This window comes from Wenyingzhuangia gracilariae (assembly GCF_056387575.1).
Genome location: NZ_CM150748.1, coordinates 2,181,357 through 2,195,287, shown reverse-complemented (window position 1 = coordinate 2,195,287; position 13,931 = coordinate 2,181,357). Strand labels below are relative to the sequence as shown.

The window sequence follows — 13,931 nt, the reverse complement described above, 5'->3', positions numbered from 1 at the left end:
AAGCTTTCCATTGGTAATTAAACCTAGAAACTACAAATGTAGTTCTACAACAACAGTACAAATGTACTTTAAAAAAACACAATATAAAAAATTACTTTTTTTGATGAATAGATAAAAAGTTAATAACTTTTATTTGTAATAAGTTCAACCAATAAATTTACACAAATACAACTTCGTCATCTGCCAGTGTACCATGGTTTGTAAATCTTAAAAAGACCCTGGCTAGTGCCAATACATCTTGTTCGCAGTAACGAACAATTCTAGGCAAATCTTTTTCCTTGTAATATACACTTCCTACCTGGCTACCATCTATGTCTCCTTTGGGACTAGGAACCCCCAAAACATAGGTTAGCAACTTTAACGATGTGTAATGTTTATAATCTCCAAACTTCCACATTTCTAAAGTATCTAAATGTGGTATTTCCCAAGGTTTTTTTCCTGCTAGGTTTAATGAGTTAGGCAAAGCAATGTCTAAAATAATCATTCTACGCGCTATAAAAGGAAAATCAAACTCTTTGGCGTTATGACCACATAAAATATGATTGGGTTTGTTAAAATAGCCTTCTAATAGGTTTTTAAAATCTAATAACAATTGTTTCTCGTCGTCCGAAGCAAAAGAGGTAATTCTTAGTTGTTCTTTAACAAAGTAGCCTACAGAAATACATACAATTTTTCCAAACTCTGCCCATATTCCTGCATTGTTATAAAACTCTTCTGTAGAAATAGCATCTCCTCTTTTATAGGCTGTTTTGTGAGCGTATAATTCTTTTTCTATTTCTGGAACTTCATCAAACGTTGCGTGTAATGGAACTGTTTCTATATCTAGAAACAAAATGTTTTCTTTTTCAATTTTAGCACTCATTGTTTTTCTTTAAAAATAAGAATTCTATAGCAAGGCAAAAAATGATAAACGCAAAAAACCCACCTCTTAAGAGGTGGGTTTTTAAATATATTAGAATTTTACTTCTATTCTTTAAAATTATTTAGCAGCTACAGCTACAGTAGGTACAGTATAACCTGACCAAGTTGAAAACTCAGAAAAGTCAGCACCAACGTTTGCTTTAACAGTTCCAGTAGCTTCGTTAAATAAATTAGCATCCTCTTCTACAGAACCTGTAATTGTACCTCCTACTTTATTATCACCTACAGTACCTTTTTTGTATGCGTTAGTTAAAGTAACAGAACCATTTCCAGAAGAATCATCTGTATCAATTAAGTTACCAAATTCAGCACCATTAGCTGCAATAAAAGCAATGTTATCAATAGTTGCTTCAGTTCCTCTACGGATTTCAGCACCTGCTTTTAATTTTGTATTTGGATTTAAGTTGATAATTGTTACTCCATTAAAAGTTGGAGTAGATCTTGGAGTTGCATCTTTATCAGACTCGTTAGAATCACCTTCAATACCTCTTGGATCTTTACTTGCAGTATCAAAATCAGCTTCTCTTACACCAAATGCATTTGTAATAGTTCCTGTATATCCTCCTGTAAAGTCAAACATATCATCTGCAATGTTTACACATAAGATACCATCTAAATTAACAGTACCACCAAAGAATTCAACACCATCATCAAAACCATACTTTACAACTAAATGGTCTAACTTAGTTTTAGAACCAACAGTGTAGAAAGAGAATCCATTAAACTCTGCATCTCCGTTAATTTTAGCTCCAGTGTACTCAGCAATTACGTAAGATAATCTTCCAGAATTGTCATCAGAAACTGCTTCAGCAGCAGATTTTCCATAGTTTAAACCTGCAACTTCAGATTGAACTGAATCTCCTTTGTTTGTTTGAGTTTTACCAGCAACTACAATACCTCCCCAGTCTCCAGCAGCAGGTGTTGCAGAATTAGAAGTAAAAACAATAGGCTCAGCTTTTGTTCCTACAGCCATAATTTTTGCACCTTGCTCAACAGCTACATAAGTATCTGTACGACCCGCATCAACTTTTACAGTAGTACCTGCTTCAATAGTTAAAGTGTATCCATCTTTTACTAATAAAGCACCTGTTAATAAATAGTCTGTACCTTTAGTTAAAGTAATGTTACCTTCAACAACTCCATGTAAATCATTCGCTATTACATCAGCATTAGAAGAAAGAATAACTTCTTTATCAGAAGCTCCATCGTTGTTGTCGTCTTTTTTACAAGAAGTAAAAGTTAAAGCAGCAATTGCTAAAATTGATAAAATTGATTTTTTCATTTTAAATAAAATTTTGTATTTGTTTTGTTTCAAATTTTGTAAATACAAAGTAAAGGGAGGTGTACATTAAACTAGGTTAAGAACCTATTAACTTCCTGTTAACTCTATTTCTATTTTGTAAAATTATTGTTAACTACAAAGAACTTTTTTAGTATAAAATCTCTATGTATTACCTATAAACAAAAAGAGGTGTCTGAAAATCAGACACCTCTTTTTGTTTGTATTATTATTTTTTAGAATTTATATCCTAAAGATATTCCCATATCTATTCCTCTTTTGTAAGAAACGTTTGTTAATGGATTATTCTTTATATTTCTAACTCTTTTAAATGATGGGTTCAATATATTTTTAAGCGATACTTTTAAACTCAATTTATCATTAAAACTGTGTTTTGCAACAAAATCTAACGTAGTAATTGCTTTTTGAATCACATCTTCTAAACCAAGACTTCCTGAGTTGGTACCTATACTATATAATTTATCTCCTTGATAATTTACAACCAAAGTGGCCATAGTTTCTTTATCATTTTGTGTAAGTACATAAGAAATATCTCCATTAACAATAACGGGGGATGCTCCTTGTAATTGTGATGTTGAATTTGTTGGTCTAAACAATCCTCTTGTTTTTAAATCTTGAGTTGTATGCATATAAGTAGCATTTGCTCCAAATTTAATTTTACTAAAATCTTCACTTGTGTCATCTCCAAAAGTAGCTAGTGTATTTTTGTATTCTACTTCTAAACCAACCACCTTAGCATCTCCAGTATTTTCGTAAGAATAGGCATTGTCTGATGCAGAGTTTATTTCTATACGGTTAATTGAGTTCTGAATCATTTTTCCAAACACAGAAGCTGTAATTAAACCTCCGTTTTCAGGAAAAAACTCATATTTAACATCTAAATTGTAGTTATCCGATGGTTGTAAGTTTCCATTACCTTGTTCGGTATAATTAGCTCCTTCGTATACAAATTCAGCAATTTCTTTAAACTGAGGATATGTATAGGTTTTACTTGCAGAAAATCTAAATTGATTTTCATCGTTTAAACTATATTTTAAATTTAAAGAAGGTAGTATATATGTATTATTTAAAGTGGTTCCTGAATTTGATAAGTTAGTTTTCCAATTCACGTCCATTGTAATGTCTTCTAAACGTCCACCAATACTAAAAAAGAACTTATCAGATAAATTATAATCTAAGTTTATGTGAGCTGTGTTTACTGTTTTATCACCATCATAGGTAAAAGGATCTAAAGCTCCTCTACCAAATCCATAACCTGTTCTTAGATCAAAATCTCCATTGTCTAAAGCTTGTTGATTTAATACAGCTGATAAATTATTTCCATCAAATAATTTAGAGTTAGACAATGCATTATGATCAAAATACCAAGCTTTAAACTCTCTAGTTGTGTTTCTGTAACTAGCACCTAAACCTATTGATCCTTTTGTTTCTTCGCCACCTCTTTTTCCTAAATAAATTTTAGCAGCAATGTTTCCTACTAAATCATTTTCATTTAATTTTTGGAAATATCTACTGTTTTCTCTTGCTGTACCTGTAGAAAACCTTGCTTTACCAGAAGGATCATCATAAATAAGTACATTCTTTTTTCTATCTGGTTGGTCATTTTTAACATTGTTATATGCCAGCCCTAAATCTAAATCTAAATAATCCCCAAAAATATTTTTAGAAATTAATTGATTCACTAATAATTTATCTTGGCTTTCTGTTTGTAACACCAAATTCACATCGTTGTTATCATTTGTATCTCCGTAATAATCTTGTATTTTTTGACTATTAGAGTGAACAAAAACAGAGTTAAACAAAATTTTATGATCAGAATTAAAAGCGTACTCAAAATTTCCCATTGCCAATTTAGATGCTGAATAACTATATTGTTTAGCATCATAATAATTAGAACCTTGAGAAGTTGCTGTTCTATTTCCTACATTAAATCCTTCTTGATATCTATAACTGTTTCCAAAAGACCCTACTAAAAAATAAGAAAAAGAAGAATCATCTTTAAATCTATATTTTTTACCTCCATTTAATGAAATACCTATTTTAGGTAAAGCAGTTGTGTTGTTTGGAGATATTTTACTTCCAAAATTATAATTTCTTAAATTAGTTATTGGTTGTTCTGTATTTGTTTGGACTCCTAAATAATTAGCACCATCAATGGTTTTAAAATCTTTAAAAGTGGTTTGAGAATTGGTTCCTGTAGAAATTCCAATAGCAAAGTTAGGTTTAGTAGATGGTTGTTTTGTTTCTACATTAATGTTTGCTCCCCCTAAATCTCCTGTTACTCCAGATGAAAAAGTTTTACTAATCCCTACGTTTTGTAAAACATCCGTAGAAAATAAATCCAAACTAATATTTTTGTTTGATGGATTGTTAGACGGTAATGGTAATCCATTTAAAGTAGTACTATTATATCTATCTCCTAGACCACGAACATAAACGTCACTAGATCCTTGTTGTTTAGACACTCCTGTTACCTTAGTAGTTGCAGCAGCAGCATCAGAAACTCCTTGAGAAGACAATTGTTCTGCCCCAACACTTTCTATTACCACTGTAGCTTCTTTTTGAACTTGCATTAAAGCAGTTTCACTTTCTTTATTTGTAACAGCTGTTAAAACAACCGCATCCAAAGCATCGGCTACAGATTCCATAACCACAGTAATTTTTTGAGAAGCTCCACCTTTTACAGTAACTTGCTTTTTTACAGATTTGTATCCAACAAAGTCATACACAATAGTATAAGTTCCTGGTTTTAATTGTAAACGGTATATACCGTCAAAATCTGTAGTAGTACCCAAACTGGTATTACCCTCCACATAAATACTTACAAAAGGTAGGGGTTCTAAATCCATGTCCTTGTCTTGTACTAATCCTGAAATTGTTCCTTTAGACTGTGCGTACGTAAACACGGTCATTAACGTAAAAAATGTAACTAATAAATTTCTCATTATCAATGCTATATTTGTTTAAAAGCGGTGCAAAAATCTATAATTAATACCTTAGAGAGCCTAAGCTATCATTACCTTTATGTTAATATAGCGTTAACAACTCTTGTAGATTATGTTAACAAACCACAATCGTTAAATGATTGTTAAGAAACTCTTTTGTATATTAGAAAATCATAAATTTGACCGCACTAATTCAACACAAAATGGAGAAAAATCAGATTAAAATTCTTTTGGTAGACGATGAACCAGATATTTTAGAAATTGTAGGTTACAACCTTAAAAAAGAAGGATACGATATTTACACAGCAAGTAATGGCTTAGAAGCTGTAAGTCAGGCAAAAAAAATACAACCACACTTAATTTTATTGGATGTAATGATGCCGGAAATGGACGGTGTAGAAGCTTGTGAAAAGATTAGAGAAATTCCAGAATTAGGGAATGTAATTATTTCTTTCTTTACGGCAAGAGGAGAAGATTATAGCCAGGTGGCAGGGTTTGATGCAGGGGCAGATGACTATATTACCAAGCCTATTAAACCAAAAGTTTTAACCAGCAAGATTAAATCTTTATTAAGAAGATTAAAAGAAGATGGTACCAGCAATAATACTACAGATTTAGGAGGGATTGTAATTGATAGAGACGAATATTTAGTAATTAAAGACGACGAAAAAATTATTTTACCACGTAAAGAATTTGAATTGTTTTCTTTACTAACCTCTAAACCCGGAAAAGTTTTTAATAGAGAAAACATAATGAAAAAGGTTTGGGGTAGTGATGTTGTTGTGGGCGATAGAACCATTGATGTACACATAAGAAAGTTAAGAGAAAAAATAGGAGACGATTACTTTAAAACGGTAAAAGGTGTTGGATATAAGTTTATATTAAATGAAGATTAAGAATTTTTTCTTTTTTTCTATTGCCATAGTACTAGCTCTTATTTTTTGTATAGACGTTGTTTTACTACTGTTTATGCATTTTACAGACACAGTATTGCCAGCCAAAGCTTTTGTAATATTGTCTGTAGTGCTGTTTGTACTCTTAATTGTAATTATAAACAACGGAGTAGAAACGTACATTAATTTTAGAATAGATAAAATTTACAAACAAGTAACTTCTCTTAAAAAAAGAAGAATTGCCAATATAAATGCAGACGAGTTTGATTTTTTAGCTAGAGATATTCTAAAATATACCTATAAAAAGAAACAAGAAATTAAGAAACTTAATTTTAGAGAAAACTATAGAAGAGATTTTTTAGGAAACGTAGCACACGAACTTAAAACCCCACTGTTTACCGTACAAGGTTATTTATTAACGCTAATAGAGGGTGCTGCAGAAGATGTAGAAATAAGAGAAAAATATTTAAAAAGAGCCAATTTAGCCATTACTAGATTGAGTGAAATTGTAGGAGATTTGGACTTGATAACCAAATTAGAAACCAATGACTTAAAGCTAAAAATAGATACGTTTAACGTTATCAAAGTCATTCAGAAAGTTTTTGATTTGTTAGAAATGCAAGCTAAAAAAAGAAACATAAAACTACGATTAGATAAGTTTTATGACATTCCAGAGTTTGTATTGGCCGATGAAGCTAAAATAGAGCAAGTTCTTATCAACTTGGTTATGAACTCTATTAAATACGGAAAAGTAGGTGGAACCACGGTTGTTTCTATAGATTATATAGACGATGAGAAAATAGCCATTAACGTAACCGATAATGGTGAGGGAGTAAAACAAGAAGATGTAGAACGTTTGTTTGAGCGTTTTTATAGAGTAGAAAAAAGTCGTTCCAGAGACCAAGGAGGTTCTGGTTTGGGGCTTTCCATTGTAAAACATATTATAGAAGCTCACGAGCAAACCATTCATGTAGAAAGTTCCTTAGGAAATGGTTCTACCTTTACGTTTACTTTAGAGAAAGGTTAAAAGCATTTTGAATATAATAAGCTATAGACTGCTTTTTGGTTTTTAACACAGGCCAATTAGCAGTTTTTAACTTTAATAAGTTTTTTTTACTTAAAAATTTTTGTTCACAATAATCGGCATACTTAGAATTTTTTAAATGTTGTGCCAAATAAACCTGTTCTGTTTGTCCAGGGGTGGGAACAAACCACACGTCTTTTTGCAAACAAACCATATCCATAACAGAACTATAGCCAGATCTTACCAAAACTTTTTGAGCACTGTTTAACGCTGTTTCCAATTCGTGACTTAATAAATAATTGACCACAGTTACATTTTTAGGGTATACATGGTTGTTGGGGTTAAACGTACCTCTTACCACTAAAACAGGTGTTTTTATAGAGTTTAAAAGACTTAGTACCTTAAGTTCCAATTCGTTTCTTTGGTGTTCAATGCCCGATAACAGTACCACAAGTTGGTGTGTAATAGGAGTTTGCTGTTTTTTAAACCTAGACAAAACACCTATATACACAATGTTTAGTTTTTTGGTTTTTGATAAACTTCCGGAAAACAAGCTACCTTCTTCATCAGGAATCCAGCAATGTTTGTGTTTTTTTATAAAGTATTGATGAAATAGATTCACAACAAAAGAAGCCATTCCTGCTTTTATATTTATTTGATGTGTAATATATACAGAGTCTATGTGTTTAGAAAAAATTCCCAATCTGTTGTCCGATATAATTCCAACAATGTTCTCTTTGTGATGATTGATGTATTTTGTTAGTACCTGATGCTCTTTGTAAATAGCACTTACAATGCTTGGAATGTTCCTTAGCATGGCTTTGTTAAAGTTTTTTCCGTAACGAATTTTGTAAGAAGGTAATTCTAGAAAATCAGCTTTTGGAAATTCTTTTTTTAAAAATTCCAAGGCCTCTCCATCTGATGCTATAACAGGAGTTATGCCCAGTTGAATAATTTCTTTGATAATAGGGATACAGCGAGTAGCATGACCCCATCCCCAGTTTAATGGAGCTATAATAATTCTTTTGGAAGTTTGGCTACTTGGCATGCTTAAAAGTACTAAAATGATTAGGAATTGGTATAAAATACCTCTCAATACAAACTTCAATCATTTATTTTCTAAATTCAGTAGAAGTAACATTGTTTAAGAAAATCTTTATGGCTTCTTTTTTTAAACAATATCCGTTAGCATAAGTGTTTTGTACAGTGTAACAAATGCATTTAGAATTATACATTCATCAAGTTTTCTATCTCTTCTATTTCAATAGGAATGTTAGCCATTAAATTGATAGGTTCTGCGTTTTTTTGTACTACAATATCATCTTCTAAACGGATTCCTAACTTTTCTTTAGGAATGTAAATTCCTGGTTCTACAGTTAGTACCATATTGGTTTTCATGTCATTTTCAAAATCACCATAATCATGAGTGTCTAAACCTAAATGATGTGAGGTTCCGTGCATAAAGTATTTTTTATACGCAGGTTTTTCTTTGGTCTGATTCTGGATGTCTGCTTTGTCTAATAATTTTAAGGATAACAATTCGGCAGTCATCAATTCGCCAACCGCTAGGTTGTATTCTTTCCATTGTAAACCTTCACGAATCATTTTTGTAGCTTGGTTTTTAACATTTAATACCGATTGATAAACGGCTTTTTGTCTATCGGTAAAACGACCATTTGCAGGAATAGTTCTTGTTAAATCACTAGAATAATTAGCATATTCTGCAGCTACATCCATTAAGATTAAATCCCCATTTTTACAAGGTTTGTTGTTTTCTATATAATGCAATACACAGGCACTGTAACCCGATGCTACAATAGGTGTATAAGCAAAGCCTTTAGATCGGTTTCTGATGAATTCGTGAATCAATTCTGCTTCAATTTCATATTCCCATACATTAGGTTTGGTAAAGTTTAAAACACGCTCAAATCCTTTTTTAGTAATGTTACAAGCTTGTTGAATAAGATCTATTTCTATAGCAGATTTAATTCCTCTTAACTGAAATAAAATGTCAAAAGAAGATTTGTAAGTATGCTTTGGATATTCTTGTTTTAATTTTTTAATAAATCGATCTTCACGTGTTTCCATATATCTTGGAGCACGTTTATGATTGTTTTCATTAATGTAAATATTTGTAGCTTCTTTTGTAATAGAAGCAATTACACTTTCTAATTCTGATAACCAAAATACAGTAGCAATTCCTGATACTTGTGTAGCTTGTTGTTTGCTTAGTTTTTCTCCTTCCCAAATGGCAATATGCTCATTGGTTTCTGTTACAAATAAAATTTCTTTGTGGTTTGGGTTTGTGGCATCTGGAAATAAAATCAATACACTTTCTTCTTGATCTACACCACTTAAATAAAACAAGTCACGGTGTTGTTCAAAAGGCAAGGCACTATCGGCACCTGTTATAAAAATATCGTTCGCATTAAAAAAAGCAATGGAATTGGCTTCCATTTTCTCTGTAAAACGTTTTCTGTTTTCTATAAAAAGAAGAGGGTTGATTGTGTTGTATTTCATAAAGGTAAAGGTAAAATAAAAGCACAAAAAAACCTCTTCGGTAAGGAAGAGGTTTTGGTTTTGTATTATAGAAATAAACTATTTTTGAACAGTTGTTGTACTTTGACCGTAAATACCCAAAGTTATTATTGATAAAATTTGGTCAACTACAGTAAATTTTGTTGTTGCTTCAAAGTCATCTACCCCTCCAGCCATTTTTTGTGGCTCAGTAGTTTTTATAGGAGATAGTCCCCAGAATAAGTATTGGTTTTTTCCTTTTATTGTTTTTCCTGTTTGAGGCCCTTCACCAAAAGTGTGAATTGTAGAGTAACAAGATGTTAATAGTAATGAACTTCCTAATAATATTGTGTATAATGCTTTTTTCATTTCTTTTAGATTATTTTGTTACAGTTGTAGCAGTTGGTGTATAAATTCCGTAAGTTAAACTTGATATTATGTAGTCAACAAATCTAAATCTTGTTTTAACTGTATAGTCTTTTGCTCCACCAGCCATTTCTTCTGGTTGAGCTGTTTTAATAGGAGCTAGTCCTCTAATTGCAAAATGGTTCCAAGAAGTTTTGTTGATTCCTTTTTGAGCTCCCTTACCAATTGTGTACTCATGTACATAACATGACGTTAAAGAAAGGCAAAGAACAGCTGCCATTATAATTTTTTTCATAAAATTAGTTTTAAGATTTTTGCAAAAATAGAAAAATACTTTGTAGAAAACTGTTTACCTGCGTATTCACGTAGGTTATTATAATGTTAAGTAAAAAAAATAAATTTTCCTTAATACTTCCAACGCTTTACATTATTCATTCTAATCATGGTTAAGAATAAATGGAAAGTCATTTTATGCTTTATATGAATTAGACATCTCGACTCCGCTCGATGAACAGTGTGGTGTTCGAGCGGAGTTGAGAACTGTTTTTGAATTAAATATTCCTTAATATTTCCAAGGCTTTTTTAATACTGTCTATTTTAATAAATGTAATTAATAAACGCAAACCTGCTTTGGTTTGTTTTTCTTTCATTACACACATTTTAGAGTTGTTTTGTACAAATTTTAAAATGTTGGTAAACGCTTGAGTTTGGTAAAAATTACTTTGTTGGTCAGAAACAAAATACCCAATCATGCGTTTTTGTTTTAGAATTAATTTTTCTATTCCTAGTTTTTTGGCAAGCCATTTTATTCGTACCGAATCTAATAAATCTACTACCTGTGTTGGCAATTCTCCAAAACGATCGGTTAAGTGTTTTTCAAATTCTTGCAGTTGAATTTCTTCTGTAAGTTCTCCTAATTGTTTGTAAAGATTTAATCGTTCTGCAATAGAATTTACATAATCATCAGGGAATAAAATTTCAAAGTCGGTATCTATTTGTATGTCGGATACATATTCTTTGTTTGGGTTTTCCTCTTCTTCTTGATATAAATCTTTAAACTCTTTTTCTTTTAGCTCTTTTACAGCTTCTTCTAATATTTTCTGATAGGTATCAAATCCAATATCGGTAATAAACCCACTTTGTTCACCTCCTAATAAATCTCCAGCACCACGAATTTCTAAATCTTTCATGGCAATGTTAATTCCGCTACCCAATTCATTATACATTTCTAAGGCTTGAATACGTTTGCGTGCATCTTCTGTCATCATATGGTAAGGCGGGCAAATAAAGTAACAAAATGCTTTTTTGTTAGAACGACCTACACGACCACGCATTTGGTGCAAGTCAGACAATCCAAAATTGTTGGCATGGTTGATAAAAATAGTATTGGCATTAGGTACATCTAATCCAGATTCTATAATGGTAGTGGCTACTAAAATATCAAAAGCACCTTCCATAAAATTCACCATTATTTCTTCTAGTTTTCTGCCTTCTAATTGGCCGTGTCCTATACCAATTTTAGCATCGGGAACCAAACGTTGTAGCATACCTGCTACTTCTTTAATATTGTCAACACGGTTGTGTATAAAAAAGATTTGACCTCCTCTAGAAATTTCATACATCACAGCATCTCTAATGGTTTCTTCACTAAAACCAATTACGTTACTTTCTATAGGATGACGGTTTGGGGGAGGTGTGGCAATTACCGATAAGTCTCTTGCGGCCATTAAACTAAATTGTAAGGTACGTGGAATTGGTGTGGCTGTTAATGTTAACGTATCTACATTTTCTTTAATGGTTTTTAGTTTGTCTTTGGCTGCGACTCCAAATTTTTGTTCTTCATCAATAATTAGTAAACCAAGGTCTTTGTATTTTATTTTGTCTGAAATTAATTGATGTGTACCAATAATAATATCAACTTTTCCTTCGGCTAATTCTTCTGTTATAATGCGTTTTTGTTTTGCTGTTTTAAAACGGTTTAAGTAGTTAATGTTTACAGGAAAATCTTCTAATCTTTTTTTAAAAGATTTAAAATGCTGAAAAGCCAAAATAGTTGTAGGAACCAATACGGCTACTTGTTTTCCGTTGTCTACAGCTTTAAAGGCAGCACGAATAGCTACTTCTGTTTTACCAAAACCAACATCACCACAAACCAAACGGTCCATAGGTTTGTCACTTTCCATATCATTTTTTACATCTTGCGTAGCTTTGTATTGGTCTGGAGTGTCTTCGTACATAAAGCTAGCTTCTAGTTCGTGTTGCAAATAACTGTCTGGGTCGTACCTAAATCCTTTTTGATTTTTGCGTTTTGCGTACAATTGAATTAAATCAAAAGCAATTTTTTTAACTTTTGCTTTGGCAGTTTGTTTGGCTTTTTTCCATGCTGGAGAACCTAGTTTGTGTACTTTAGGAGCTTTCCCGTCTTTTCCGTTGAATTTAGAAATTTTGTGTAAAGAGTGTATGCTTATATATAGTACATCGGCATCTCCATATATTAATTTAATGGCTTCTTGTTTTTTGCCATTGACATCAATTTTTTGCAGTCCACCAAATTTTCCTATTCCATGATCTATGTGGGTTACATAATCGCCAATTTCAAGATTGTTGATTTCTTTTAAGGTAACAGCCTGTTTTTTAGCAAATCCGTTTTTAAGTTGAAATTTGTTGTAACGTTCAAATATTTGATGGTCTGTGTAGCAGGCAATTTTATGATGATGGTCTATAAATCCTTGATGAATTTGGAAAACTACGGTTTCGTATTCTATTTCTTCTTCTGCATCATCAAAAATATCGTGAAAACGTTGGGCTTGTTTTTCGTTGGTACAAAACAAGTAGTTGGTGTATCCTTTTTTGGTGTTTTGCTGTAGGTTTTCTATTAACAAATCAAAATGTTTGTTAAAAGAGGGTTGTGGTTCTGTATGTCCTTCAATAGAAGTTGTGTTGCTGCTATTTTGAATAGAAACTCGGTGATAGCCTTTTAATTGTTCTTTAATTTGAATTCCGTCTAAAAACAATTCACTTGGCAGGGTATGGTTTAGTGTTTCTGATAAGTTTTGAAAACGATTTGTTGCTTTTTCAAATAAGGTGTTTAAATCGTTTTGTAAAATGTCTATGCTATGCGTAAAAATTACGCTATTGTTGGGAATAAATTTTAAGAAAGATTCTCTTTTTTCGGAAAACTGTTTGTTTTCCACATTGGGCATTACCTGAATTTTATTAGGCTTTCCTGTAGATAGTTGTGTTTCCACATCAAAAGTACGGATGCTATCTACTTCATCTCCAAAAAATTCTAAACGGTAAGGCTCGTCATTGGCAAAAGAAAAAACATCTACAATTCCACCACGTACAGCAAATTCCCCAGGTTCGGTCACAAAATCTACTCTGTTAAATTTGTATTCAAACAACACTTCGTTTATAAAATCAATGCTAAATTCATCGCCTGTAGTAATTTTTAACGTATTGCTATTTAAGTCTTTTTTGGTAACAACTTTTTCAAACAATGCGTTTGGATAGGTAACAATAATAGACGGTTTTTTTCTGGAATTCAATCGGTTTAAAACCTCGGCACGCATTAATACATTGGCATTGTCTACATCTTCAATTTCGTAAGGTCTACGGTAAGAACCCGGATAAAACAAAACATCTTTGTCATTTAAAATTCTTTCTAAATCGTTTAAATGATAGGCTGCTTGTTCCTTATCATCAAAAACAAGTAAAAAAGTTTTGTCTGTTTGTTTAAAAGTTTCTGCAATAATAATAGAAAGGGCAGATCCGTTAAATTTACTTAAAACAGTGTGTGTCTTTTCTTGAGAAACGTGGGCTACTAGTTGTTGAGTAGCATTTGCGTTTTGATACTTTTCTAAAAGCGATTGAATTTTCAAGGCCAAAATATTTTGTTACAAATGTAGGGTTATGAATGATTTAATAAAAATAGAATAGGAGTTTCTAGTATGGTGAGAGTTGTA

General features: G+C 31.8%; 10 protein-coding genes. 2 read left to right on the top strand and 8 right to left on the bottom strand.

Features of this window, described 5'->3' with window-relative positions; genetic code table 11:
• Nucleotides 1-157: 157 nt before the first annotated feature.
• From ACY2IJ_RS09595 to ACY2IJ_RS09585, 3 genes are all read right to left on the bottom strand, one after another.
• Complete coding sequence (locus tag ACY2IJ_RS09595) at nucleotides 158-862, bottom strand: 3'-5' exonuclease (RefSeq protein WP_476724142.1); 705 nt, start codon at nucleotides 860-862, stop codon at nucleotides 158-160.
• A gap of 117 nt (nucleotides 863-979) precedes the next feature.
• Nucleotides 980-2,203 carry a hypothetical protein gene (locus ACY2IJ_RS09590; RefSeq protein ID WP_476724141.1) on the bottom strand — a complete coding sequence of 408 codons (1,224 nt, stop codon included), beginning with the start codon at nucleotides 2,201-2,203 and terminating at the stop codon, nucleotides 980-982.
• A gap of 233 nt (nucleotides 2,204-2,436) precedes the next feature.
• Nucleotides 2,437-5,166, bottom strand: coding sequence for a TonB-dependent receptor (locus ACY2IJ_RS09585; protein ID WP_476724140.1), 2,730 nt, complete (start codon nucleotides 5,164-5,166; stop codon nucleotides 2,437-2,439).
• A gap of 203 nt (nucleotides 5,167-5,369) precedes the next feature.
• Between ACY2IJ_RS09585 and ACY2IJ_RS09580 the strand changes: the two genes are divergently transcribed.
• Both ACY2IJ_RS09580 and ACY2IJ_RS09575 read left to right on the top strand, forming a co-directional pair.
• On the top strand, nucleotides 5,370-6,062 hold the full coding sequence (locus tag ACY2IJ_RS09580) for a response regulator transcription factor (RefSeq protein WP_476724139.1): 693 nt from the start codon (nucleotides 5,370-5,372) through the stop codon (nucleotides 6,060-6,062).
• Entirely contained in the window at nucleotides 6,052-7,086 is a 1,035-nt protein-coding gene (locus tag ACY2IJ_RS09575) for a sensor histidine kinase (protein WP_476724138.1), read from the top strand. The genes ACY2IJ_RS09580 and ACY2IJ_RS09575 overlap by 11 nt, the downstream gene beginning before the upstream one ends.
• Here the strand turns inward: ACY2IJ_RS09575 and ACY2IJ_RS09570 are convergent.
• From ACY2IJ_RS09570 to mfd, 5 genes are all read right to left on the bottom strand, one after another.
• Nucleotides 7,067-8,191, bottom strand: a complete 1,125-nt coding sequence (locus ACY2IJ_RS09570; protein WP_476724137.1) for a glycosyltransferase — start codon at nucleotides 8,189-8,191, stop codon at nucleotides 7,067-7,069. The genes ACY2IJ_RS09575 and ACY2IJ_RS09570 overlap by 20 nt on opposite strands.
• 119 nt (nucleotides 8,192-8,310) lie before the next feature.
• A complete protein-coding gene (locus ACY2IJ_RS09565; protein WP_476724136.1) occupies nucleotides 8,311-9,603 on the bottom strand; it encodes an aminopeptidase P family protein in 1,293 nt (430 codons plus the stop codon).
• A gap of 78 nt (nucleotides 9,604-9,681) precedes the next feature.
• Nucleotides 9,682-9,969, bottom strand: a complete 288-nt coding sequence (locus ACY2IJ_RS09560) for a Bor/Iss family lipoprotein (RefSeq protein WP_476724135.1) — start codon at nucleotides 9,967-9,969, stop codon at nucleotides 9,682-9,684.
• 10 nt (nucleotides 9,970-9,979) lie between these two features.
• The gene (locus ACY2IJ_RS09555) at nucleotides 9,980-10,261 is read right to left on the bottom strand and encodes a Bor/Iss family lipoprotein (protein ID WP_476724134.1); all 282 of its coding nucleotides are present in this window, start codon (nucleotides 10,259-10,261) and stop codon (nucleotides 9,980-9,982) included.
• Between the two features lie 256 nt (nucleotides 10,262-10,517).
• Nucleotides 10,518-13,847, bottom strand: coding sequence for a transcription-repair coupling factor (gene mfd, locus ACY2IJ_RS09550; RefSeq protein ID WP_476724133.1), 3,330 nt, complete (start codon nucleotides 13,845-13,847; stop codon nucleotides 10,518-10,520).
• Nucleotides 13,848-13,931: the final 84 nt, after the last annotated feature.

Coding starts and splice junctions, on each gene's coding strand:
- ACY2IJ_RS09580 (WP_476724139.1), top strand. CDS start 5,370: ATGGAGAAAAATCAGATTAAAATTCTTTTGGTAGACGATGAACCAGAT.
- ACY2IJ_RS09555 (WP_476724134.1), bottom strand. CDS start 10,261: ATGAAAAAAATTATAATGGCAGCTGTTCTTTGCCTTTCTTTAACGTCA.
- ACY2IJ_RS09560 (WP_476724135.1), bottom strand. CDS start 9,969: ATGAAAAAAGCATTATACACAATATTATTAGGAAGTTCATTACTATTA.
- ACY2IJ_RS09565 (WP_476724136.1), bottom strand. CDS start 9,603: ATGAAATACAACACAATCAACCCTCTTCTTTTTATAGAAAACAGAAAA.
- ACY2IJ_RS09575 (WP_476724138.1), top strand. CDS start 6,052: ATGAAGATTAAGAATTTTTTCTTTTTTTCTATTGCCATAGTACTAGCT.
- ACY2IJ_RS09590 (WP_476724141.1), bottom strand. CDS start 2,203: ATGAAAAAATCAATTTTATCAATTTTAGCAATTGCTGCTTTAACTTTT.
- ACY2IJ_RS09595 (WP_476724142.1), bottom strand. CDS start 862: ATGAGTGCTAAAATTGAAAAAGAAAACATTTTGTTTCTAGATATAGAA.
- ACY2IJ_RS09585 (WP_476724140.1), bottom strand. CDS start 5,166: ATGAGAAATTTATTAGTTACATTTTTTACGTTAATGACCGTGTTTACG.